This is a genomic window from Ornithinimicrobium cavernae (assembly GCF_003121625.1).
Classification (GTDB): domain Bacteria; phylum Actinomycetota; class Actinomycetes; order Actinomycetales; family Dermatophilaceae; genus Ornithinicoccus; species Ornithinicoccus cavernae.
This window is the reverse complement of sequence record NZ_QDDJ01000020.1, coordinates 65,615-88,170: the sequence shown is the minus strand read 5'-3', so window position 1 is coordinate 88,170 and position 22,556 is coordinate 65,615. Positions and strand designations below refer to the sequence as shown.

Below are 22,556 nucleotides of genomic sequence, written 5' to 3'. Positions count from 1 at the left end.
TGAGGGACGTGCGTGGGTCAGGTGGTGGTGCCGAGACCGGACAGGTATGCCGTGGTGTCGGTGAGCGAGACGACCTCGGCATACTTCGCCTGCAGGTCGTAGAGGGAGGCATCGTGCACGGCCGGCTCGCGGTCCCCCACCGCCTCGCGCACGACGAGGGGGACGAACCCGTGCTGGAGCGCGTCGACGGCGGTGGCCCGGATGCACCCGCTGGTGCTGACGCCGAGGATCACCACGGTGTCGACCCGCAGTGACTGGAGGGTCGAGGCCAGGCTGGTGCCGAAGAAGGCGCTGGCGTACTGCTTGACCACGGCCGGCTCCCCCGGCAGGGGCGCCACGGGGGTCATCGGCTCACCCAGCGGGGACTCGCCGATGAGGAGCCGCAGGGCCGGGACCTTCCGGACGAAGACGCCACCGTCCACGCCGTCCGGACCGTAGCGGACGAGGGTGTGCAGGACCGGCACGCCCACCGCCCGCGCAGCGGCCAGCACCTCCGCAGCGGCGTGGACGCACCGGTCGTCTGGCAGGCAGAACGGGCTGCCTGGGTCGAAGTAGGCCCGCATCATGTCGACGACGAGCACCGCGGGGCGGGTGCCCGGGGACAGCGAGCCGGCGAACCCTTCCGCGAAGGGCACGTCTCTCACAGCGGCTTCGGCGCGGTCGGCGCCGGGAGGCCGGTCTCCTCCAGCGCGTTGGCCAGGATCGTCTCGAGGTCCGGCCCCTTGTCGAAGAGCGGCCGCTCACCGTCGCGCCCGGACCGCACCTCGGCGCGCAGCGCCTCGGTGGCCTGCGCGTCCACGGTGCCCGCCTCGTCGCAGACCACGCCGTAGCGCCGGGCGCCCTCGGCCGAGATGAGGCCGCGCCTGACCTCCAGCGCCACCAGGTCGACCTCCCTCTCGAGGGGGTCGCCCCAGCCGCCACCACCCCAGGTGACGAAGTGCAGGACGTCGTCGCGCGCCACGTCCACGTCATGGACCTTGCTGGGCAGGACCTCCCTGGTGCCGTCGGCCCGCTCGATCCACTTGGTGCCGCGGGCGCCGGGCTCACCGCCCAGGACGCCCCAGGGGTAGGTCAGCCAGCGGTCGTCGTGGATCGCGATGGTGCCGGGCTCCAGGAACCGGTAGGACACGTCGACCCCGTTGCCGCCGCGGTGCAGGCCGGCACCGCCGGTGTCGGTGACGGTCTCCCAGCGGTCGATCCGCAGCGGGTAGTAGGACTCCAGGTACTCGCAGGGGATGTTGACGAAGGAGGGCCACAGCGAGTGTCCGTCCGGGCCGTCGCCGACCGGACGGCCCGGGATGCCGCCGAAGCCGATGGAGTACAGCTGGAACCAGTCGCCCTTCCGCTCGCCCTCGGAGTAGTTGCCGGAGTACATGAAGTGCGGCGAGGAGGAGAAGCCGGCGCCGTTGAGCAGGTCCGGGTTGGACTGACCGAGCAGTCCGCCGAACAGGTCGAACAACCGGCCGATCCCGTGGTTGCGGCCGTTGAGCGCCGCGGGGTACTTCGGCTTCCAGAAGGACTCCTCCGGGATGTTGACGTCGACCAGCGGGTAGTAGCCGTCGTTCCACAGGATCTGCGGGTCGGCCACCGTGATCATGTAGATCCCGAAGAACATCCGGATGAGGTTCTCGTTGATGTAGTAGTTGATCGGGCCCTCGGCCTGCGGGCTGCTGCCGGCGAGGTCGATGAGCACCTTGTCGCCGGTGCGGGTGATCGTCATGGTGAGCTCGAACGGGCCGTTCCCGCGTCCGTCGTCGTCGATGTAGTCGGTGAACGACAGAGGCTTGCCCTCCTCGAAGACCAGCGCGAGCAGCGTCTTCATGGCCCGGTAGTTCCGGTCGAGCAGGGCGTCCAGCGCGGAGGTGTAGGTGTCGGCACCGAACCGGGCACACATCTCCTGCACCCGCCGCGAGGCGGTGCGGCAGGCCGCCACGATCCCGTTGAGGTCGGCACGGTTCCAGTCCGGTTTGCGGACCTGGTTGAGGATGATCCGCAGCGCGTCCTCGTCGAGGACACCCTTCTTGTAGAGCTTGAAGGGCGGGATGACCACGCCCTCCTCGAAGATGGTCCGGGCGTCGGTGGGCATCGAGGCGGGCGTCTTGCCACCCACGTCCGACATGTGCCCGAACTGCGAGGCCCAGCCCACGATCCGACCCTCGTAGTAGATCGGCATGACGACGAGCCAGTCGTTGGCGTGGCTGATCGCGGCGCCGCAGGAGTAGGGGTCGGACGTCATGAGCACGTCCCCCTCCTCGATGGTGCCCTCGAAGTTGTCGAGGAAGTCGGGGATCGACAGTCCGAACTGGCCGACCACCATCTTCCCCTCCGGGTCCCCGATCAGGGGGAACTCGTCGTGCTGCTCCCGGATGCCGGGCGACAGGGCAGTGCGGAAGAGCACCTCGTCCATCTCGTAGCGGGCGCTGCGCAACCCGTTCTCGATGAGGTCGAGGGTGATGACGTCGACGTCGACCGTGCGGAGGGGCTCGGTCGCGGTCTGGAGCAGGTCGGCCATGGGTCAGTCCTTCGAACCGGAGTCGGCGGGGGCGTCGATGGGGCGGATGAGGAGGCTGCCACTGGGGTGCACGGTGGCGGCGTGCCCGGGCAGCACGAGGGTGGTGGAGTCCATCTCGGCCACGACGGCCGGACCGGTCACCACGTTGCCGGCGAGCAGCTTGTGCCGGTCGTAGATGGTGGCCTCGACCTCCTGGCCCTCGACCCACAGCTCGTGGGTCCGGCGGGCCGCGGCGGACGGGTCCTCCCCTCCCTCGGCGAGCACGGTCGGGGCCATCTCGGGCCGGGGACCGCTCACCGTGGCACGGGCGGTCACCAGCTCGTGCTCGTTGGTGAGCAGGAAGTTGAACAGCCGGTCGTGCTCGGCGTCGAAGGCCTTGCGCAGCACGTCGAGGGCGGCGCCCTCGAGGTCGACCGCGTCGACCGTGACCGGGATCTCGAAGCCCTGCCCGTGGTAGCGCAGGTCCACCGCGTAGGTGACGGTCAGGTCCTCCTCGGGCAGCCCGGCCTCCAGCAGCGACTGCCGGGCGGTGCCGGCCAGGCCGTGGAGCAGGTCGCGCAGCTCGGCGTCGGTCAGCTCCCCGAACCGGCGGATCAGGGTCTGGACGGCCTCGTCCCGCATGCTCGTGGTGGCGTCACCGTAGGCGGCGAGCACGCCGGGCGACGGCGGGATGATGACCGGCCAGGCACCGGTGAGGATGCCGAGCGCGTTGGCGTGCAACGGACCCGCCCCACCGAAGGCCATCAGGGCGAAGTCGCGGGGGTCGAACCCCTGCTGGGTGGAGACCAGCTTGAGGGCTCCGAAGATGTTCTCGTTGACGATGTCGTAGATGCCCTCGGCCGCGGCGTGCACGGAGGGCAGCCCGGTCGCCTCGGCGATCGACTTCACCGCGGCGTGCGCGGCCTCGACGTCGAGGGTGATCTCACCGCCGGCCAGTTGCGGCGGCAGATAGCCCAGCACGACGTCGGCATCGGTCACCGTGGGCTCGGTGCCTCCCTGGCCGTATGACGCGGGGCCGGGGACCGCGCCGGCCGACTGGGGGCCGACGCGCAGTGCCTGGGTGAGCTGTGGGACGTGGGCGATCGAGCCGCCGCCGGCACCCACGGTGCGCACGTCCAGGGACGTCGCTCGGACGGTCAGGTCGCCGACCGTTGTCTCCCGGCCGACGCGCGGCGTCAGGCCCTGGATCAGCGCGACGTCGGTGGAGGTGCCGCCCATGTCGAAGGTCAGGATGTTCTCGACCCCTGCCTGCTCGGCCACCCAGGCGGCGCCCGTGACGCCTCCCGCGGGGCCGGAGAGCAGCAGTGAGACGGGGCTGTCGGCAGCGATGCCCGCGGAGACGAGCCCGCCGTCGCTGCGCAGGATGGACAGGTCGGCGTCCAGGCCCGATCCGTGCAGCTGGCGCTCCAGGTTGCCGACGTAGCGCGACACCTGGCCCTGCACGTAGGCGTTGGCGACGGTGGTGAGGGTGCGTTCGTACTCACGCAGCTCGGGGAGCACCGCCGAGGACCGGGACACCGGGATGTCCCCCAGCACCTCGGCGGCGATCTCGGCGACCCGGACCTCGTGCCGGTCGTTGGCGTAGGCGTTGATGAAGCTGATGCTGAGCGCCTGGATGCCCTGGTCGCGCAGCCTGGCCAGCTGGGTGCGCACGTCGTCCTCGTCCAGCTCGAGGACCACCTGACCGTCGCTGCCGATCCGCTCGGTGACCTCGACGGTGTCCTCGAGCGCGGCGAGCGGCTCGGGCTTGGGCCAGATGATCCACCCGGCGAGCCCACCCGGGACGAACGAGCGCGCGATCTGCAGGATCTGCCGGAACCCCCGCGTGGTCACCAGCCCCACGCGGGCGCCCTTCTTCTCCAGGATCGCGTTCGTCGCCACGGTCGTGCCGTGCAGCACCGCCCGGACCTGGTCGGTCCCGATGCCGGCCGTGCGGCATACCTGCTCGATCCCCCTCAGCACCCCGACGGACTGGTCCTCCGGCGTCGAGGAGGTCTTCCCCCGGAACGACTCGCCGGTGTCTTCGTTGATGAGCAGGATGTCGGTGAAGGTGCCCCCGACGTCCACGCCGAGCCGAAAGGTCATAGATCCTCCTGAGGGGAGCGCCGGGGCGCCGGGATGACGTCGTCGTGTCACGGGTTGCGGTGGGGCCCACGATGGCACGGACCCGACCACCCGTCAAGGGTTCTGCATGCAATCTTTCCTACTAACCCCCTGACCACAGTTGAGATGTCGGTCAAACTCTGCAAGATTGCATGCAACATGGCAGGGTGTGGCCCTTCGCCGCGCACCGACCCGACCGCCGACCCAGGAGCGATGACCGTGACCGGACCGTCCGATCCGCAGCACACCGACCGACCCGACGGGGGCCCGCTGCAGGGCCTGCGGGTGGTCGAGGTCGGTCAGCTCCTGGCCGGTCCGTTCTGCGGTCAGCTGCTCGGCGACCTGGGGGCCGACGTGGTGAAGATCGAGGATCCCGGCAGAGGTGACCCGTTGCGCCAGTGGGGCCGTCAGCGGCCGAAGGACCAGTCGCTGTGGTGGTCGATCGTGGGGCGCAACAAGAAGTCGGTCACCGTCAACTTGCGGGAGCCGGAGGGCCAGGACATCGCCCGCCAGCTGGTCGCCGGTGCCGACGTGCTCGTGGAGAACTTCCGGCCCGGCACCCTCGAGCGCTGGGGCCTGGGCTACGACACCCTGCGGGAGCTCAACCCCGGTCTCATCATGGTCCGCGTCTCGGGGTTCGGTCAGGACGGGCCGTATGCCGCACGGCCGGGTTACGGCGCGATCGGCGAGGCGATGGGCGGCCTGCGCTACGTCGTCGGCGACCCGACCACCCCGCCGTCCCGGATGGGCATCTCGATCGGCGACACCCTCGCGGCGATGTTCGCCACGATCGGCGCGCTCGCCGCCCTGCGGGAACGGGATGTCAGCGGCCGCGGTCAGGTCGTGGACTCGGCCATCTACGAGGCCGTCCTGGGGGTGATGGAGTCGCTGGTGCCCGAGTGGCAGCTGACCGGCTACCAGCGCGAGCGGACCGGGGCGGTGCTGCCCAACATCGCCCCCAGCAACGTCTACCCGACCAGGGACGGCACCTGGGTCCTCATCGCGGCCAACCAGGACACCGTCTTCGCCCGGCTCGCCGCCGCCATGGGCCGTCCTGAGCTGGCCACGGACGAGCGCTACGCCACCCACGTGGCCCGCGGCGAGCGGCAGGCGGAGCTGGACGACCTCGTCGCCGGGTTCACGGCGACCCTGGGCGCCGACGAGCTGGAGGAGCTGCTGATCGAGCACTCCGTCCCGGTCGGCAAGATCTTCCGCCCGGTCGAGATGCTCGCCGACCCCCACTTCGCCGCACGCGGGTCGATCACGCAGGTGCCCCACCCGGTCCTGGGCGAGGTGCAGATGCAGAACGTCTTCCCCCGGTTGTCCCGCACGACGGGCACCGTCCGCTGGCCCGGCCCGGAGCTCGGGCAGCACACCGAGGAGGTGCTCGCGGAGGTGGGCATCGACGGCGCGCAGCTGGCCACCCTGAGAGAGCGGGGGCTCGTATGACGACACTCGCCCTGCCCGAGTCCGTCCGGTTGGTGGAGGTCGGGCTCCGCGACGGACTGCAGGCCGTGCCGGTCCCGCTCCGGACCGAGGACAAGGTCGCGCTGGTGCGCCTGCTCATCGACGCCGGTGTCACGGAGATCGAGGCGGTGTCCTTCGCCCACCCGAAGGTGCTCCCCCAGCTGGCCGACGCCGCCGCGGTGATGGCCGCGGTGCCCCGCCCGCCGGGCGTCCGCTACCGCGGACTCGCGCCCAACCTGCGGGGAGCCGAGCGGGCGGCCGAGTGCGGGCTGGACGAGGTGGTCGTGGTGATCTCCGCCGACGACGAGGTGAGCCGGCGCAACCAGCGGCGTGGCACCGCTGACCTCCTGGCCGAGCTCCCCGAGGTGGCTCGTGTCGTCCGATCCTCCGGCGCCCGGCTGGTCGTGGCTGTCGCGTGCTCCTTCTTCGCGCCCGCCCGTGGTGCCGTGCCCGCTCAGGAGCGCGACAGGGTGGTCGACGCGGCCGTGGACGCCGGGGCTGCCGGGGTCTACCTCGCGCTGACCTCGGGGCAGGAACACCCGGGTGAGGTGTTCGCCGGGGTGACCGAGACACTGTCCAGGCACCCGGCGTTGGAGGTCGGCGTGCACCTGCACAACCGCAACGGGTTCGCCCCCGCCAACGCGCTGGCTGCCCTCACCGCCGGTGCGAGCTGGCTCGAGGGCTCCTTCGCCGGACTCGGCGGCGACCTGTGGTTCCCCGGCGACCCGACGGTGCTGGGCAACGCGCCCCTGGAGGACCTCATCCACCTCTGCGACAGCCTGGGCGTCCGCACCGGCGTGGACCTCGCGGCCTACCTGACTGTGGTAGAACGCAGCGTGGAGCTGACCGGCATACCGTCCACGTCGTTCGTGACGCGCGGTGGGAGCCGGGCAGACCTGGCCGGCGCCCGCTGGCCGGACTGACCGTCGGGCACCGGCCCGACCGACACACCGAGGGGTGAGCATGGCGCAGGAGCGAGCGGGCGAGGCGGGAGAGCCGGCCACCGGTGACGTCTCCGACCGGGTGTATGCCGAGCTGCTCACCCGGATCTCCGAGGGCGAGTTCGCCGCCGGAGAGCGCCTCTTCGAGCAGGCGCTGGCGCGTCAGCTGGGAGTGAGCCGGACCCCGGTGCGCGACGCGCTCAAGCGACTGTCGGCCGAGGGGCTGGTCGACACCACACCCAACAAGGGCGCCCAGGTGGTGTCGTTCACCGCGGAGGACACCGCGGCGCTCTACGAGCTGCGGGCACAGTTCGAACCGGTCGCGTGCCGGCTGGCCGTTCCCCGGCTCGGCGAGGAGGACCTGGCCGAGCTCGAGGACCTCGACGCGCGGATGCAGGCGATCGTCGCCGGCGGGCACGACCCGGCCGAGCTCACCGGCCTCAACAACGCCTTCCACGCGATCTTCGTCGAACGCTGCGGCAACCGTCACCTGGCGATCGCGCTGCAGGCCCTGTTCCGCCCGGCCATCGTGACGCGCACCTTCCGCCAGTACGACCCCCGCTCCCTGGAGCGGTCCATGCAGGCGCACCAGCAGCTTGTCGAGGCGGCGCGGGCCGGGGACGGTGAGTGGGCCGAGGCCGTGATGCGCTCGCACATCCTGTCCACACGGCACGTCACCGGGCACCCTGGGACGCCGGACGACTGATCCGGGCCTTGCGGACCCCTGGGGCAGCCAAGGGGGTGGCTGGCCGCTGAGTCGGGCGCGCTTGGTGCGATGAGCGCGCGGCGTGGCGCGTTTCGACCCGACCGAGCGCGCCGTGTGACGACGCCTCCGGTGAGCGGGAACCTGCAGACGGACTGGCAGTTCGCGCGATTTGCGACGTCGCTCGTGCTCAACGGCCCCGCAAATTGTCCCACCTGCCAGTCCATGTGGCGACGGGACGCCGGTCACCGGACCCCTTCCGCACCCCCGGGGCGCCCTTCCGCGCCGGTTCTGCAGCCGGTGGTTTGCGTCGCAGCGGCCGTCAGCCGATCCCGCCCGTTGTGCGGCCCCTGACGTCCGCGCTCACGCTCTGGTGGTGATCTCGACAAAGGGCAGGGGGCAGCAGTCACTGCTCTCGCACGTGTGCAGGTCGTCGCAGCCAGCGTCGAGCGCCGCACGGAGGTTGTCCCGGATCACCTCGAGATCAGCGATGCGCTCCTCGACCTCGACAAGCTTGTCTCGAGCGCGCGACTGGAGTCCGGAGTCCCGACCTCGTGGGCCGCCGACCGGTCTCCCGACTGATCCCGGCCGCCTGCGCGACATCACTGATCCGGAGTCTCATGGTGAGAGTTCCCGGGCACGCTCGGCCAGAGCGTCAAGGATCTCCTAGCGGGCCGGCGCCACCGAGACGTCGAGGGTGAGGGCCTGGTCGCTGCCGTCGATCGTGAAGGTGAAGAACGAGCAGCACGAGGCCTCCCGCTCAGTCAGGTCCCGCACCAGATCTGCCAGGCCGTCCGCGCCCGAGAGGTGCAGTCGGACCCCCGTGTCTCGGCGCTCCACGCTGCGGACAGCCGCGGCGAACAGGGCATCGAACTCCGCCAGCCGTAGCGGCCGCTCCGTGGTCGGCATCGTGCACGCATCCGTGGTGAACAGGGTCTCCATGCCTCCACGGTAAACCTGGACCAAGGTGCAGGTTGCCACGTCATTGGCGGCCTCCTCGCGCCGGGCCGGAGCCCTTCGGGCAGAGCCCCGTCAGTCGCGAACCTCGCTCTCCCCCATCAGAAGGCGCGCCACCTCATACGCCCGCCGTGCGGCCTCAGAATCCTTGTGTAGGCCTGCGGTGAGCAGCGCGCCCTCGTAGAGAATCGTCAGTTTCCAGCTCACGTCGAGGACGTCGTCCTCGGGCACGAGGCTGGCCAGCATGTCCATGAAGAAGTCTCGAACCATCTTCTTGTGACGTTGCGCCCACTCCCACGCGACGCCCTTCTGGCCGGAGTCGGCGGCTGCAAGGACGAACGCACACCCGCGGAACGCGTCCTCGTGCGTCAGCTCTCCGAGGAACTCAAAGAAGCCCTTCAGCCGGCCGCGGTCGTCCGTCTCCGACTTCTTGAGGTCCTCGATCTTGCGCTCGGTGATCTCGTGGCGAGCCGCCAGGTAGGCGTCGACCAGTCCCTCCTTGCTGCCGAAGTTGCTGTACAGCGTCGCCTTGGCCACGTCGGACTCCGCGATGATCCGATCGATCCCGATGTTCCCCACGCCGTCGGCGTAGAACAACTGGTCGGCCACGTCGAGGATCCGGGCCCGACTCGCCCCTGCCCGCCTCCGGGGTCCCGTTGCCTTGTTCCCCGCGCCGCGACCCTCACTCATGGAAAGACCTCCCAGTCCCACGTAAAAACAACCCGAATTAGTTTCGTTCACCCCGAATAGGATCGCAGAGAACGTCTCGTGCCGCAGGTATATGGCTCGCCTGCTAACCCTGACCAAATCCCTGCACTGCTGCCTCAAAAGCCATGAGCAGGGGCAGCGACAACAACACAATAGCGCCACTCCACAGCACATTCATCGGAACCATCTCCCTCACATTGACACCGAATGCACCTCCGAGGAGCAGGTTCAGGCCGGACAGGGGGTTGGCCGGCAGTGACGCGCCCCAGCCGATGACGCCGGCCATGGCAAAGAGGGTCGGGTCGAGTCCCATCGGAAGCGCCGCGGACGCGAACATGACCAGCGAGACGAGAGGATGGACTCCCAGGACGGCCAGGCCGACCATGAGGACCGGACCCGCCCAGGCCAGCCACACGCCGGTGCTCTGCCCGAGCTGCCAGTCCGGGCCCTCGACCGTGGACAGAAGCAGCCCCACTCCGCCACCAAAGAAGCCGGCGGAGGCAAACACGGCCACCTCCCCGGCGATCCGCGTCACACCGTGCTTGAGGTGGCGGGTCAACAGGGGACCCGCCGAGCGCCCGTGCCTCAGGCCGAGGGCCAGCACGGACAGGCACAGGGCCGCGACCAGGACGAGCAGGACGATCGACGGACCGTCCAGCAGGACCCTCAGCACGAGCACCAGCCCCATGAGCAGCGCCGGGAACCGCAGCGAATCCATCGACAGAGCGAACCCGGAGAAGGCACCCCAGGCGGTCGGCTCGGCCCGGTGGAGGCCGACGAGCAGCAGCCCGAGTGACATCACGGCGAGACCGAGGCCGAACAGGGACACCAGCCACATCTGCGCGGACGGTGCATAGGCTGCCACCGCCGCGTAGCCGACCCAGATCGGTGACCAGAATGCCGACAGGGCGAAAGCGAAGCCCACCAAGGACCCGTCACCCCGCGACAGGGGGTGGCGCCGGAGTCCGTGCCCCACGAGACTCACCGCGGCGATGTTGACCACGGACCCGATCAGATGCGCAGCCAGCATCGTCTCTGCCATGGCCCGCACGCCCGTGGGGCGCCTCGCCGCGCCGCGGGCCGGGAGAGGCAGGAGTCGCAGGAAGGTCAGCCCGACAAGCATCGCGATCAGCCACTGGTTCAGGGACAACACAGCAGCCAGGTCCCACGGTGCGCCGAGCAGCCAGGCCGCCCCGTATCCGAGCCCTCCAGCTGCGAGGAGCGTCAGGCAGACCCAGCGGAGCGCGCCGCTGATCATCCGCAGGGCCAGAATCATGCTGCCGGCAGCGAAGGCACCACCGACCAGACTGAACCACGGGTACACCAGGGACACCAGTGCGGACACGACAATGCCATTCAGCCACACGTGCACGAGAGGCCCCCAGGGGTCCGGCAGGCGCCCGGCACGGTCCTCACGGCCGGACTAGACAGTCGTCATCACGTCGACCTCCGCGCGTGGCTTCGTGGCGCGTCGGATCACGGAGTACGCGATCAGGGCCAGGATGACGGCGATGAGGATGACGAGGGCCAGCGACAGGGGGCGGGTCAGGAAGACGGAGAAGCTCCCGTCAGAGAGCACGAGCGTGCGCCGCAGGCTCACCTCCGCGATCGGTCCGAGGATGAAGGCCAGGATGAACGCCGCCACGGAGTAGCGCAGCTTCACAGCCAGGGCTGTGACCACACCCGCCGCCAGGGCGATCCACAGGTCGAAGAACAGGTAGCGGGAGGCGAAGGTCCCGACGATGATCGACACCATCACGAGAGGGATCAGGTAGGCGTTCGACACCGTCAGGATCCGCGCAAAGCCCGTGGTGAGCAGCTTGCCCACGATGAACATGGCGACCGAGGTGAGCAGGAAGCCGTAGATGATCCCGTAGACCAGGGTGGGCTCGGCCTCGAACAGTCCAGGACCAGGCTGCAACCCGTGGATGATGAAGGCTCCCATGATGATTGCCACGGACGGCGAACCGGGGATCCCCAGTGACAGCAGGGGAATCATTGCCCCACCCACCGTGGCGTTGTTGGCCGCCTCCGGCGCGGCGATCCCGTCGGGGTTCCCCTTGCCGAAGGTCTGCGGCGACTTCGACCACTTCTTGGCGGCGCTGTAGGCGAACCACGAGGACGGCCCCGCCCCCATGCCCGGGATCACGCCCACCAGGGAGCCGATGCCCGACCCGAGCGTGATGGATCGCCCGACTGACCGGATCTCTCTCCAGGTCAGGGAGGTGCGCAGTCCCTTTCTCGAGGTGACATAGGCCTGGCCGCTCGCCTTCTTCGACACCAGGGACAGCAGCTCGGCCACACCGAACATGCCCGCCATCAGAGCAACCAGCCCCAGCCCCTCCATCAGCTCCGCGCGCCCCAGGGTGAAGCGCGCCTCGCCGGTGATCGTGTCCAGCCCCACGGTGCCCGCCATCAGCCCGAGCACGACGGCGATGAAGCTCTTGACCACGTCCTCGGAGCTGAGCGAGCCCACTGCCAGCAGGCCGATCAGCGCGATCAGGAAGAACTCGGGATCTCCGAGCAACAGGGCGAACTGGACGATGGGCACACTCAGACCCAGCAGCAGCAGCCCACTGACGAGGCCGCCGACGGTCGAGGCGACCAGCGAGTAGCCGAGCGCTTTCCCGGGGTTCCCCTCGCGCGCCATGGCTGCACCGTCGAAGACCGTCACGAGGGCCGCTGGTGTCCCAGGGATGCCGAGCACGACCGCAGAGATCGAGCCTCCGTACTCGGCTCCCTGGTAGGTGGCGAGGAGGAGCAGGATGCCGGCCATCGGGTCCATCGTGAAGGTCAGCGGCAGCATCAGGACCATCGCCAGGACGGCGCCCAGCCCGGGCAGCGCCCCGATGAGCATGCCGACGAACGACCCGAAGAAGATGGCGAGCAGGACGTCGACGGTGAGCAGCTCCGTCGCGACGAAGGCGAATGCGTCAGTCATAGGTGTGCCTGCTTCCTAGAGGCGAATCTGCAGGAGGACTTCGAAGACCACGTACACGCTGGCAGCGGTGGCTGCTGCGAACACCACGCCGGTCAAGAGGGCCTTCGGCGAGTAGGAGGCCTGGTAGAGCAGGAGCGACCCGAACACGTAGAGGGCGACGGCCGGATAGAAGAGCCCAGTCGCCTGCCACAGGGCGACGAAGAGCACGGTCAGCACCACAGTGCCTGCCAGCTTCACCCGCTGGCTGTCGACCAGCGGAGGAGGAGCGGGTCTCTTGAGCACCATGGCGAGCGCGACCACGGCGAGGAGGATCAGGGCAACCGCCAGGATCTTGGGGTAGTACCCGGCACTCGGTGTCGACCCGTCACCGACGTCCTGGAACTGTGTTGCCGTCGAGTAGTACCAGGCTCCCAGACCGATGAGGACCAGGCATCCGAGCGCATCGACTGTCTTAGCGAGCATGTGTGTCACCTCTCTCCGCATGGGAGGAAATCCCGTGGTCGCGCACTGGGCGTGCCTACTTGTCGACGCTGAGGCCGAGCTCGTCCGTGATGGCGCCGATCTCTTCGTAGCGCTGCTCGATGATGGCCTCGAACTCGTCCCCGTCGTGGTAGTAGGGGGCCAGGTCCAGCGCCTCGAGCTTTTCCACTGTCGCCGGGTCCTCCAGAGCGCTCTTGAACGCCGCGTTGAGGGCGTCGACGACCGGCTCCGGGGTCTCGGGCGGAGCCAGCAGGCCGATCCAGGGCACGACGCCGGTGGAGACACCGAAGTCGGCGAGGACGGGGATGTCCTCCGTGCCCGGGATCGTCTCCCCCAGGTTCACGAGCCCGCGGTTGAGGGAGGGATCGATGTCGGCCGTGCTGCCGATGTCTCCCTCGGTCTGACCGGAGAGGAGGGCCTGCTTGGACTCGCCGCCTCCTCCAAACGGGACGCCGACGATGTCCAGGTCCAGCTCGGCCGAGAGGGCCTCCATGGTCAGGTGTCCGATCGAGCCGATTCCCGAGTGGCCATACTTGTACTTGCCCGGGTTGGCACGGACGTACTCGACCCACTCGTCGAAGTCCGCCCACGGAGCATCGGCGGCGACGATGAGGATCTGCGGTGACTGCACCAGGAGTGCGATCTCCTCGAAGCCGGCGTACTCATAGGTCACCTGCTCAGTGTTGGGCTTTGTCGCGACACCCGTCTCCATCGTGACGCCGATCGTGTAGCCGTCCGGCTTGGCATTCCACAGCGCGCTCAGCCCCACGACGGAGCCGCCACCCGCGCGGTTCTCGACGACGATGCTGGACTCACCAGGGAGGTGGCCCTCGACCGCCTCAGCGAGGATCCTGGAGGTGCGGTCCGTCGCCCCGCCCGGCGCATACGGAACATAGAGGGTGATGTTCTGGCTGGGGAAGTCGGCGGCATCCTCCCCGCTTGCACCACTACCGGACGTGCCTCCGCAGGCGGTGAGGAACAGTGCCGCGCCAGCGACAAGAGCTGTAATCTTCTTCATTCTGGTACTCCTTTGTACGATGACTGTGCAATGTGCTGGGAAAGTGCTTTTTGGCAGATTCAGAAATCACCACCATGCCGGGGTTCGCGCTCTCAGTTCAGCGCCTGGTTTAATGCCGACTCCACCATGACTCCGTCGGGGACAGCCATGCTTTCGGTGAGTTTGAAGGCCTGCCTCCACTGGCGCGCGACCGGAGAACCCTTCTCACCAATTGCCGTCGCCATAGCCAGGACCTCTGCCGTGAGCTGGTCACGGTCGACGACCTTGTGCACCGCGCCGAGCAGGCACAGCTGCTCGGCCGGCAGTCGGGACCCGGTCAGCGCCATGACCCGGACCGTCGCCGGCGGGAGGATCCGGGTGAGGGCCTTCGCTCCCCCGACCAGGCCGATGTCGATCTCGGGGATGGAGAAGAAGGCGTCCTCGGCCGCGATGATCACATCGGCGCACGCCGCCAGGGCGGCGCCGATTCCTACGGCACCGCCGTTCACCCCGACCACGATGGGTGCGGTGCAGTTCCGGAAGTCGCCCCAGGCGGCGTTGAGGGCCAGGCGCCGCTCGGCGACGTGCCTGGCACCGGCCTCGGCGTCCCGCTTCAGCTGGTTGCGGTCGGCGCCGGCGGAGAAGTGCTTCTGGTCCGAGGTGACGGCGAGGGCAGCGATGGCCTCATTGCTGTTCACCTCGCGGACGATCGCGCTCAGTTCGGTGTAGCACCCGGTCGTGAACGCATTCAGTGGCGGACTACTGAAGACCGCGTGCAGGACGTGTGGGCTGACCTGTTCCACGCGAAAGTGCGTGAGGTCGGACAGGTAGTCGGTCACAGTGAGCCTTCCGTTTGACGCTGGCGGTCGAGCTGCCCGATGACGTTCCGCTCGAGCAGGGCGGTGATGTGGTCTGCGTCCAGACCCACCTCGGTGAGGAGGGCACTCGAGTGCTCACCCAGTCCCGGGGCTCGTGTGTGCTCGGACGCGGCACCGGTGCTCTTGATGGTCTTGCCGGGCATGACCACGTCCTGCCCCTGCAGCAGCGGGAGGCGGAGGATCATGTCCCGCGCGTTCAGCTGCTCGTTGCTGAGGACGTCGTCGATCGAGTTCACCTCGCCACTGGGGATTCGCTCCTCGTCGAGCAGGTCCGTGAGCTGCTGGGTCGTCATGGTCCTGGTCCAGGCCGTGACGATGTCCTCGAGCTCTGCGTAGCTCTCGAGGCGGCCCTGGACCGTCTCGTACCTGTTCCCCGGAGCGGTCAGGCGGAGGTCGCCGGTCAGGGCAGCAAAGCTCGCCCACTGGCGCGCAGTGAGTGCCGCGATATAGACGTAGCCGTCAGCTGTGGGGAAGGTTGTCGAGAAGACGTTCTTGCTCCTGCTGCCGTTCCGCGACGGGTTGTGTCCCAGCAGCTCGACCTCCGACATCGTCGTCAGGAGCATCGAGGACATGGCGTCGAGCATGCTGACGTCCATCAGCTGTCCCTGTCCTGAGCGTTCCCGCGCCTGCAGGCCCAGCAGCGCCGCAATCACTCCGTTGAAGGCCGCGACATAGTCCGCCGCGAAGACACCCGCCTTGAGTGGAGCACCGTCGCGCTCGCCCGTGAGATGAGCGATGCCGCTCAGGGCCTGCACCACCCCGTCGAAGGCCGCATCCTGGCTCCGGGGACCCGTGAGGCCGTAGCCCGTGATGTGGACCATGACGAGTCGCGGGTTGAGAGCAGCCAGCCGCTCATAGCCGATGTTCAGGCGCTCCGGGACACCCACGGCGTAGTTGGTGATCAGCACGTCTGCGCTCTCCACGAGACGGTCCAGCACCAATGTGGCCTCAGGGTGCTTGAGGTCGATCGCCAGACTGCGCTTGTTGCGGTTCATCGTCGCGAAGTACAGGCTCTCGCCGCGGTACTGCGGCTCAGCGTGGCGCGAGGCCTCGCCCTCGAGCGGCTCCACCTTGATGACATCGGCCCCGTGGTCGGCAAGGGTCTGCGAGCAGTAGGGCCCGGCGATGAAGTGGCTAAAGTCCAGGACGCGGACCCCGGTCAGTGGCTGCATCGAACTGACTCTCAGGAGTCGGCGGACGAGTGCCCGTCGACCAGCTTCATCGCGAGCCAGCCGTGCGTGTACGCGGCACCCGCCCGCAGGGCAGCGGCCACCATCACAGCCTCCGCGACGTCAGACTCCGTGGCACCGGCCGCGAGAGCTGCCTTGGTGTGGGCATCCATGCAGTAGGGGCACTGGGTCGTGGCCGCCACACCGATCGCGATCAGCTCTCGCGTCCTGACATCGAGCCCGCCCTCTCGCTCGGCGAACACCGCCTTGTCGAAGGCGACAAAGGCGTCGACCGCCTCCTTCGCACCACCGCGCAGCTGCCGGTTGAACGTGTGGTCGTGAGGGTGGGCGTAGCTCATGCAAGGTCTCCTGAGATCGTCATTGACACGAAACTGGACAGACCGTTCTGTTCAGTGACGGACAGTGTTGTCGCGGAGCCCTGTCGCTGTCAAGGGCTTCCGGCCATCTCATTGGGACCTGTCTCCGACCCAAAGGGGACCGTCATGCGGCCTGCGACCCTCGAGGAAGCAGGCAGGAGAGCAGGCGACCGGCCGGGAGCGAGGCGCTAGAGGTGGCAGTGCAGGTAGGCCACCGGCGTGATGGCCCGGTGCAGGCCTCGGTGCCCGAGCAGCAGCACAGGTGACGTCAGGTCAGTCGCGCAGGGCGCTCACTTCGAGCCGGTCCCGGCCTTGGCGGCGGCACGGTGGTGGTGCAGGATCGGTTCGGTGTAGCCCGACGGTTGCGTGGTGCCCTGCAGGATCAGGTCGCGCGCGGCGTTGAAGGCGTGTCCGTCGAGGGCGGGCGCCATCGGGACATAGTCGGGGTCGTCGGCGTTCTGTTCGTCGACGAGGGCGGCTACCCGGCGCAGGGCCTGTTCGACCTGCTCGGTGGTGATGATGCCGTGTCGGATCCAGTTGGCCAGGTGTTGGGAGGAGATGCGGCAGGTGGCGCGGTCCTCCATGAGGGGGGTGCCGGCCAGGTCGGGGACCTTGGAGCAGCCGACGCCGGCGTCGACCCAGCGCACGACGTAGCCCAGGACGCCCTGGACGTTGTTGTCGATCTCGTCCTGCCGGTCCTGGGCGGACCAGTCCGCGGGGTCGCCCAGGGGGAGGGTGAGCAGGTCGGTCAGGCTGGTGCGGGCCTGGCCGGCGAGCTCGTCCTGGCGGGTCTTGACGTTGACCTGGTGGTAGTGCAGGGCGTGCAGGGTCGCGGCGGTGGGTGAGGGTACCCAGGCGGTGTTGGCCCCGGCGCGGGGGTGGGCGACCTTCTGCTCGAGCATGTCGGCCAGGTTGTCCGGCGCGGCCCACATGCCCTTGCCGATCTGCGCGCGACCGGGCAGCCCGCAGGCCAGGCCGGTGTCGACGTTGGCGTCCTCGTAGGCGCTGATCCACCGCTGGGCCCTCATGTCGTTCTTGCGGACGACCGGGCCCGCCTCCATCGAGGTGTGGATCTCGTCGCCGGTGCGGTCCAGGAAGCCGGTGTTGATGAACGCCACCCGGTCCCGGGCCGCGGACAGGCAGGCCTTGAGGTTGACCGAGGTGCGCCGCTCCTCGTCCATGATGCCGACCTTGATCGTCAACGGCGCCAGCCCCAGGGCGTCCTCGACACGGGCGAAGATCTCACAGGTCAGCGCCACCTCCTCGGGGCCGTGCAGCTTGGGCTTGACGACATACACCGCGCCGCTGCGGGAGTTGGGACGCTGCGTGTGTCCACGCACGTCGTGGGCGCTGCCCAGCCCGGTCAGGAACGCATCCAGCAGGCCCTCGCTGACCGGTTGTCCGTCGGCGTCCAGGACGGCGTCGGTGCTCATCAGGTGGCCCACCTGGCGGATGAACAGCAGCGACCGGCCGGGCAGGACCACCTCCTCGCCCCCGACGGTGCTCACGGCACGGTCCGGGGCCATCGTCCGGGTGAAGCTGACCCCGGCCTTGGTGACCTCCTCGGTCAGCGTGCCGCGCATCAGCCCCAACCAGTTGCGGTAACCGAGCACCTTGTCCGCCGCGTCGACCGCCGCGACCGAGTCCTCCAGGTCCATGATCGTGGACAGCGCGGCCTCCACCACGAGGTCCTTGACCCCGGCCGGGTCGGTGGACCCGACCGGGTCCTGGCGGTCCAGCTGGATCTCGACGTGCAGCTCGTGGTGGACGAGCACCACCGCCTCCGGTGCGCCCCGCTCACCCCGGAACCCCACCAGCTGGCTGGGGTCGGCCAACCGGGCGACGTCCTCTCCCTCCAGGGCCACGGCCAGGCCGTCGTCATCCACCCGGTACGCCGTGGCACCGGCGTGCGAACCGCTCACCAGGGGGAAGTGCTGGTCCAGGAACTCCCGGCCGCGGCGGACCACCTCCGCACCGCGCGTCGGGTTGTAGGCCGCCCCCTTCTCCTTGCCGCCGTCCTCGGCGATCACGTCCGTGCCGTAGAGCGCGTCATACAACGAGCCCCACCGGGCGTTCACCGCGTTGAGCGCGAACCGCGCGTTCAGCAACGGCACGACCAGCTGCGGGCCGCACTGGGTGCCCACCTCGACATCGACCCCCTCGGTGGTGACCGTGAAGTCCGCCGGCTCCTCGACCAGATAACCGATCGAGCGCAGGAACGCCTCATACCCCACCGGATCCACCGGCCCCGGGCCCTGCCGGTGGTAGGCGTCGATCGCCTCCTGCAGCTCCTCCCGCCTGGCCAGCACCGACCGGATCCGCGGTGACAGGTCAACCACCGCCGACTCCAACCCCGCCCAGAACCTCCCCGCCTCCACACCCGACCCCGGCAGAGCCTCCTCCACCACGAAACGGTGCAAGCACTCAGCCACCCGGAGGGATCCCACTCTGACGTGTGTGCTCATCGCTCGCTCCTTGCCCGGTCCGACATCCACCGTCAACCTACCCGCCAGGGCGTTCCGAGCCCATGGGACGTGACGCGGCCGGCAGCAACGTCGAGGCACCACCTGACGGGACTGACATCCTCGGAGGGAGAGGCTGGGAGCAACCTTTGGCCACGGTGTCGCGTAGGTGGTGTGTCAGGACGGATCGGGAGGTGGAACGTGCGCAAGCGGGAGCGGGACGAGGAGTTCAGCACGTTCGTGCGCTCGGCCACTCCGGAGCTGCTCCGCATCGCCTGGTTCCTCACCGGCGACGTCGAGGACGCCAAGGAGCTCGTGCAGGCGTCGCTCACCAAGACGTACGCCGCGTGGTCCCGGGTGCGTCCGGGGCTCGCCGTCCCCTACACCCGGACCGTGATGGTGAACCACCGCAACGACACCTGGCGCAGGCGGCGCCGCGAGGTTCCCGTGGATCCGCACGTGGGGCAGCGGCAGGACGGCGCGGAGGACCCGACGGCCCTGCGGGCCCTGGCCGACGACGTCGTCGCCCAGCAGGACCTGATCGACGCGCTCTCGGCCCTGCCCGAGCAACAGCGCCGGGTCGTCGTGCTGCGTCACTACTGCGACCTGTCCGAGGCGACGGTGGCCCAGGAGCTGGGCATCAGCACCGGCACGGTGAAGAGCACGGCCTCCCGCGGACTGGCCAACCTCAGGAAGCACTACGCACGCGCAAAGGAGACGGTCCGATGATCACCGACGAGCACGACCTGGCACGTTCGCTGCACGCAGTGCAGTCGCCGCCCGGGCTACGCCTCGATCCGGACGACGTGCTGGGTGCCGTGCACCGGGCGGACCGGCGGCGCCGAGCCCGCACAGGGGCTCTCACGACGGGGTCCCTGGCGGCCGTGACGGTCGCCGCGCTCTGGGCGACGGGCAGCACCGTGGGACCGATCGGCATACTGCCGGCCGCCCCCTGGGCGCAGGCCTGCAGCGGCATCGTGGACGGGCCCGACGGGACCCGGATCGAGCTGGACAGGGTCTCGTATGCCGAGCTGCCCCTCTCGGGGTCGGCGACCGGATCGTCTGTGGTGGTCGCCGTCGACCGGTGCGGGGGTGACGGCGCACGGGTGGCGTACGCGACCCGCGACGCGCAGGGCCGGCTGGGGGAGGTCGAGGGCTGGAACGAGCCGGGCGAGGAGACCCTCGAGGCCCTGCGCGAGGGGCGGACCGTCACGCCCCAGCCGAACCGGACCCCGGAGGGAGAGGTGCTGATCGGTGTGATCGCCTCGGGCGCCACGGAGGTGCAGGTGCTCTCCGTCGCCGGCCCCGTCGACGTCCAGCGCCAGCCGCTGCCGGACACCGGGCTGGACGCCTACGTGTCGACCGAGTTCAGCGACCCGGAGACCGAGACCCTGGGCATGACCTGGCGCAGTCGGGCCGGTGTCGAGGTCGTCTGGCTCCAGGTGTTGGACACGGCGGACTTCGACGCACCGGGCACGGCCACCGAGCCCCTGATCGCGCAGGACCGGAACGGGCTCTGGCGGATCTGGTTCGGCGACGAGCAGGGTGTCCTGGAGGGCCTGCTCGGGACGTGGCTGGGTGTCGAGTTCGTCGAGGGCGAGGGTCGTCAGGTCGTGGCCTACCTGCCCAGCGCAGACCACCGGATCGAGGTGACTACCCCGGACGGGGGCGAGGCGGTGGGAGCGGAGATCCGCTACGCCGAGCCGTCCGTGGCCGCCGGACGGTTCGCCTGGGTCTCCGCGCCCAGCGGTTCAGAGATCTCGTGGGTCGACGGCGAGGGCACGCGCGAGGAGCTGACCGAGCCGGTGCGGCCCCGGCGCGACGGGTCGTAGCGGGAACGGCGTGGTGCCAGGCCGCGCAGGTGCCGGACCTATCGCGTGCGGGCGGCCGGCAGGGTCCGGCGCTGCGCCCGGCCCGCGGTCTCCTGTCGCTGCAGACCCTCGAGCACATCCTGCTCGGCGGACGCCAGCCGGGCTAGCAGCTGGTCCTTGGCGCCCTCGGTGTCTCCGTCGAGCATGAGCCGGACGTACTCCCGGTGCAGCCGCAGCAGCTCGGCGTTGTCACTGGGCTGGTCACTCTCCACCTGGGAGAGCGTGAGGTTGAGCTTGGCCATCAGCTGGTTGTGCAGAGCCGACAGGTACCGTGACTGCGCCAGCGCCACGGTCTCGGTGTGACACCGGGTGTCCGCCTGGACCAGCGCATACAGGTCGTTGTCCGCGACCGCGGCCTCCATCTCCCGGATGGTGTCCTCCAGCCGGGCGCGCTGCTCGGCGCCCGCCTGCGGGGCCGCGTCGACCCCGGCCGCCTCGAGCACCCGCCGTGCCGCATAGATCTCCCTGACCTCGGCGGCCGTGAGGGTGGTGACCTGCAGGATCCGGGTGCTCGGGTGCCGCGTCAGCAGCCCCTCGCCGACCAGGATCGTCAGGACCTCGCGCATCGTGGGTCGCGAGACACCGATCTCCCGGGCCATCGCCTCCTCGGTCACCGGGTCCCCCGGCCGCAGGTCACCGTCGAGGATCCGTCCGCGCAGGATGGACAGGCCCTGGTCGGCCACCGTCTCCCTGCGGACCTTCGACACGCTCACCTCTCGTTGCCGTGGACCGGTGCCCGGTCCCTCACCCAGACGCCAACCTATCCCCCCGACTCACTGCTCCCCCGGCTTTCGGGGGCTGCTGGGTGCCACGATCTGTGCGCCCTCGGCGAACCTGTCCGGTCGGAAGTCGGCCAGCAGCGGCTCCTCCTCGCCGAAGAGCTCGCCGGCCACGGCCGCCCCCAGCAGGGGGGCGAGCGTGACACCACTGTGGGTCGCTACGGCATACAGCCAGGGGATCTCCGGCAGTCTGCCCGCGACGGTGAGGCCGTCGGCCGGGATCACCCGCTGCCCGACCACCACCTCGGCGATCCGGGCGGACCCCGCGTTGGGGACCACGGCCCGCAGCCGCTCGAGGTAGTCCTCCACCAGCGGCGAGTCGGGCGCCGGGACCGCAGCAGGGTCGGCGGTGGCGTCGAGGTCAAGTGCCTGGAGCAGCAGCCGGCCCCCGCCGTCGGGACGCACGTTGAGCCAGGGTGTGGTGAGCACGCGACTCAACCGGACGGGCAGCGGGATCGTGCGGAGCAGGTAGCCGACGGTCACATCGCCGGGCTCGGTGAAGCCGGCCATCGGCACCGTCGCACCGGCGAGCGCCGCCAGCTCGGACGTGCGCCGGCCGACGGCCGAGACCACGGCGTCGGCGCGCAGCACGGTCCCGTCACTCAGGGTGACCCTCGCACCGTCCCCGTCGGGGTCGAGGGCGACGACCCCTGTGTTGTCGCGGAGGGTGACGCCGGCTGCGCGTCCCTCCGCCAGCATCCGGGCCAGGTAGAGGAGGGGGAAGCAGTAGGCCTCCTGCGGGAAGTACGCGATCGTGTCGGCCTGGTCGGGCACCACCACGTCGGGCAGGAGCTCGCGCGCCCGATCGGCACCGATCTCCTCCACCGCGTAGCCGCGGGCGACGAGCCGCTCCATCCGCCCCCGCAGGTGCCGGACGTGCGCCTCGTCGACGGCGATCTCGACGTGCCCACCGGGCCGCAGCCACTCCTCGTTGCCGCCGAGGCCGTGGTGGGCCCTGAGCCCCGCCAGGTTCAGCGCGTAGTAGCTCTCCGGCTCCTTGCCGTTGGCGTTGATCCAGGCGAACGACGTCGAGGACGTGCCGGTGCCGGGGAGTCCCTGGTCGACGAGGGTGACGACGGCCCCTCGCTGGGCGAGCCTGGTCGCGATGGAGGCTCCCACCACGCCTGCACCGATGACGACGATCTGCATACCTTCTCCTTGTGTGCTCGGGGCGGTGCTGGTCTGCGCACCGTGCTGCGGACTCGGTGCTG

General features: G+C 69.7%; 21 protein-coding genes. 6 read left to right on the top strand and 15 right to left on the bottom strand.

Annotated features, from left to right (window positions below; genetic code table 11):
* Window positions 1-17 precede the first annotated feature (17 nt).
* From DA085_RS19635 to DA085_RS19625, 3 genes are read right to left on the bottom strand one after another with little or no spacing between them, the layout of a single operon-like run.
* Window positions 18-644 carry an isochorismatase family protein gene (locus DA085_RS19635; protein ID WP_109474691.1) on the bottom strand — a complete coding sequence of 209 codons (627 nt, stop codon included), beginning with the start codon at window positions 642-644 and terminating at the stop codon, window positions 18-20.
* The gene (locus DA085_RS19630) at window positions 641-2,512 is read right to left on the bottom strand and encodes a hydantoinase B/oxoprolinase family protein (protein ID WP_109474690.1); all 1,872 of its coding nucleotides are present in this window, start codon (window positions 2,510-2,512) and stop codon (window positions 641-643) included. The genes DA085_RS19635 and DA085_RS19630 overlap by 4 nt, the downstream gene beginning before the upstream one ends.
* Before the next feature lie 3 nt (window positions 2,513-2,515).
* Window positions 2,516-4,597, bottom strand: a complete 2,082-nt coding sequence (locus DA085_RS19625; RefSeq protein WP_109474689.1) for a hydantoinase/oxoprolinase family protein — start codon at window positions 4,595-4,597, stop codon at window positions 2,516-2,518.
* 237 nt (window positions 4,598-4,834) lie between these two features.
* Between DA085_RS19625 and DA085_RS19620 the strand changes: the two genes are divergently transcribed.
* The 4 genes from DA085_RS19620 to DA085_RS21060 all read left to right on the top strand — a co-directional run bounded on the left by DA085_RS19620 (window position 4,835) and on the right by DA085_RS21060 (window position 8,308).
* Window positions 4,835-6,064, top strand: a complete 1,230-nt coding sequence (locus tag DA085_RS19620) for a CaiB/BaiF CoA transferase family protein (protein ID WP_237565625.1) — start codon at window positions 4,835-4,837, stop codon at window positions 6,062-6,064.
* Window positions 6,061-7,005 (top strand): beta/alpha barrel domain-containing protein, encoded by a 945-nt coding sequence (locus tag DA085_RS19615; protein ID WP_109474687.1) that lies wholly within the window; start codon window positions 6,061-6,063, stop codon window positions 7,003-7,005. The genes DA085_RS19620 and DA085_RS19615 overlap by 4 nt, the downstream gene beginning before the upstream one ends.
* A gap of 40 nt (window positions 7,006-7,045) precedes the next feature.
* Complete coding sequence (locus tag DA085_RS19610; protein WP_109474686.1) at window positions 7,046-7,729, top strand: GntR family transcriptional regulator; 684 nt, start codon at window positions 7,046-7,048, stop codon at window positions 7,727-7,729.
* Window positions 7,730-8,149: 420 nt separating this feature from the next.
* A complete protein-coding gene (locus DA085_RS21060) occupies window positions 8,150-8,308 on the top strand; it encodes a hypothetical protein (protein WP_154402264.1) in 159 nt (52 codons plus the stop codon).
* 84 nt (window positions 8,309-8,392) lie between these two features.
* On the opposite strand, the gene DA085_RS19605 is transcribed toward DA085_RS21060, so the two are convergent.
* From DA085_RS19605 to DA085_RS19560, 10 genes are all read right to left on the bottom strand, one after another.
* Complete coding sequence (locus tag DA085_RS19605; RefSeq protein WP_109474685.1) at window positions 8,393-8,668, bottom strand: hypothetical protein; 276 nt, start codon at window positions 8,666-8,668, stop codon at window positions 8,393-8,395.
* Window positions 8,669-8,758: 90 nt separating this feature from the next.
* Window positions 8,759-9,373: a TetR/AcrR family transcriptional regulator gene (locus tag DA085_RS19600; RefSeq protein WP_161958584.1), complete on the bottom strand. Its 615-nt coding sequence runs from the start codon at window positions 9,371-9,373 to the stop codon at window positions 8,759-8,761.
* A gap of 103 nt (window positions 9,374-9,476) precedes the next feature.
* Window positions 9,477-10,736, bottom strand: coding sequence for a hypothetical protein (locus tag DA085_RS21055; protein WP_154402263.1), 1,260 nt, complete (start codon window positions 10,734-10,736; stop codon window positions 9,477-9,479).
* Window positions 10,737-10,814: 78 nt separating this feature from the next.
* Complete coding sequence (locus tag DA085_RS19590) at window positions 10,815-12,332, bottom strand: tripartite tricarboxylate transporter permease (RefSeq protein WP_109474682.1); 1,518 nt, start codon at window positions 12,330-12,332, stop codon at window positions 10,815-10,817.
* A 15-nt stretch (window positions 12,333-12,347) separates the two neighbouring features.
* Window positions 12,348-12,794, bottom strand: coding sequence for a tripartite tricarboxylate transporter TctB family protein (locus DA085_RS19585; RefSeq protein WP_161958583.1), 447 nt, complete (start codon window positions 12,792-12,794; stop codon window positions 12,348-12,350).
* Window positions 12,795-12,849: 55 nt separating this feature from the next.
* On the bottom strand, window positions 12,850-13,830 hold the full coding sequence (locus tag DA085_RS19580; protein WP_109474680.1) for a Bug family tripartite tricarboxylate transporter substrate binding protein: 981 nt from the start codon (window positions 13,828-13,830) through the stop codon (window positions 12,850-12,852).
* A 92-nt stretch (window positions 13,831-13,922) separates the two neighbouring features.
* Window positions 13,923-14,648 (bottom strand): enoyl-CoA hydratase-related protein, encoded by a 726-nt coding sequence (locus tag DA085_RS19575; RefSeq protein ID WP_109474679.1) that lies wholly within the window; start codon window positions 14,646-14,648, stop codon window positions 13,923-13,925.
* Entirely contained in the window at window positions 14,645-15,859 is a 1,215-nt protein-coding gene (locus tag DA085_RS19570) for a CaiB/BaiF CoA transferase family protein (RefSeq protein ID WP_109474678.1), read from the bottom strand. The genes DA085_RS19575 and DA085_RS19570 overlap by 4 nt, the downstream gene beginning before the upstream one ends.
* An 11-nt stretch (window positions 15,860-15,870) precedes the next feature.
* Entirely contained in the window at window positions 15,871-16,215 is a 345-nt protein-coding gene (locus tag DA085_RS19565; protein WP_109474677.1) for a carboxymuconolactone decarboxylase family protein, read from the bottom strand.
* 308 nt (window positions 16,216-16,523) lie between these two features.
* Complete coding sequence (locus DA085_RS19560; RefSeq protein WP_109474676.1) at window positions 16,524-18,698, bottom strand: malate synthase G; 2,175 nt, start codon at window positions 18,696-18,698, stop codon at window positions 16,524-16,526.
* Window positions 18,699-18,896: 198 nt separating this feature from the next.
* Between DA085_RS19560 and DA085_RS19555 the strand changes: the two genes are divergently transcribed.
* Window positions 18,897-19,424 carry a SigE family RNA polymerase sigma factor gene (locus tag DA085_RS19555; RefSeq protein WP_237565624.1) on the top strand — a complete coding sequence of 176 codons (528 nt, stop codon included), beginning with the start codon at window positions 18,897-18,899 and terminating at the stop codon, window positions 19,422-19,424.
* On the top strand, window positions 19,421-20,527 hold the full coding sequence (locus tag DA085_RS19550; RefSeq protein ID WP_109474675.1) for a hypothetical protein: 1,107 nt from the start codon (window positions 19,421-19,423) through the stop codon (window positions 20,525-20,527). Before DA085_RS19555 ends, DA085_RS19550 begins: the two co-directional genes overlap by 4 nt.
* A 38-nt stretch (window positions 20,528-20,565) precedes the next feature.
* On the opposite strand, the gene DA085_RS19545 is transcribed toward DA085_RS19550, so the two are convergent.
* Window positions 20,566-21,279 (bottom strand): GntR family transcriptional regulator, encoded by a 714-nt coding sequence (locus tag DA085_RS19545; protein ID WP_109474674.1) that lies wholly within the window; start codon window positions 21,277-21,279, stop codon window positions 20,566-20,568.
* A gap of 60 nt (window positions 21,280-21,339) precedes the next feature.
* On the bottom strand, window positions 21,340-22,494 hold the full coding sequence (locus DA085_RS19540) for an NAD(P)/FAD-dependent oxidoreductase (protein WP_109474673.1): 1,155 nt from the start codon (window positions 22,492-22,494) through the stop codon (window positions 21,340-21,342).
* Window positions 22,495-22,556: the final 62 nt, after the last annotated feature.

Excerpts from the sequence above, each read along its gene's own strand:
- DA085_RS19625 (WP_109474689.1), bottom strand. The coding sequence starts at position 4,597 with ATGACCTTTCGGCTCGGCGTGGACGTCGGGGGCACCTTCACCGACATC.
- DA085_RS19605 (WP_109474685.1), bottom strand. The coding sequence starts at position 8,668 with ATGGAGACCCTGTTCACCACGGATGCGTGCACGATGCCGACCACGGAG.
- DA085_RS19600 (WP_161958584.1), bottom strand. The coding sequence starts at position 9,373 with ATGAGTGAGGGTCGCGGCGCGGGGAACAAGGCAACGGGACCCCGGAGG.
- DA085_RS19570 (WP_109474678.1), bottom strand. The coding sequence starts at position 15,859 with ATGCAGCCACTGACCGGGGTCCGCGTCCTGGACTTTAGCCACTTCATC.
- DA085_RS19550 (WP_109474675.1), top strand. The coding sequence starts at position 19,421 with ATGATCACCGACGAGCACGACCTGGCACGTTCGCTGCACGCAGTGCAG.
- DA085_RS19615 (WP_109474687.1), top strand. The coding sequence starts at position 6,061 with ATGACGACACTCGCCCTGCCCGAGTCCGTCCGGTTGGTGGAGGTCGGG.
- DA085_RS19560 (WP_109474676.1), bottom strand. The coding sequence starts at position 18,698 with ATGAGCACACACGTCAGAGTGGGATCCCTCCGGGTGGCTGAGTGCTTG.
- DA085_RS19565 (WP_109474677.1), bottom strand. The coding sequence starts at position 16,215 with ATGAGCTACGCCCACCCTCACGACCACACGTTCAACCGGCAGCTGCGC.
- DA085_RS19590 (WP_109474682.1), bottom strand. The coding sequence starts at position 12,332 with ATGACTGACGCATTCGCCTTCGTCGCGACGGAGCTGCTCACCGTCGAC.
- DA085_RS19610 (WP_109474686.1), top strand. The coding sequence starts at position 7,046 with ATGGCGCAGGAGCGAGCGGGCGAGGCGGGAGAGCCGGCCACCGGTGAC.
- DA085_RS19580 (WP_109474680.1), bottom strand. The coding sequence starts at position 13,830 with ATGAAGAAGATTACAGCTCTTGTCGCTGGCGCGGCACTGTTCCTCACC.
- DA085_RS19540 (WP_109474673.1), bottom strand. The coding sequence starts at position 22,494 with ATGCAGATCGTCGTCATCGGTGCAGGCGTGGTGGGAGCCTCCATCGCG.
- DA085_RS19585 (WP_161958583.1), bottom strand. The coding sequence starts at position 12,794 with ATGCTCGCTAAGACAGTCGATGCGCTCGGATGCCTGGTCCTCATCGGT.
- DA085_RS19630 (WP_109474690.1), bottom strand. The coding sequence starts at position 2,512 with ATGGCCGACCTGCTCCAGACCGCGACCGAGCCCCTCCGCACGGTCGAC.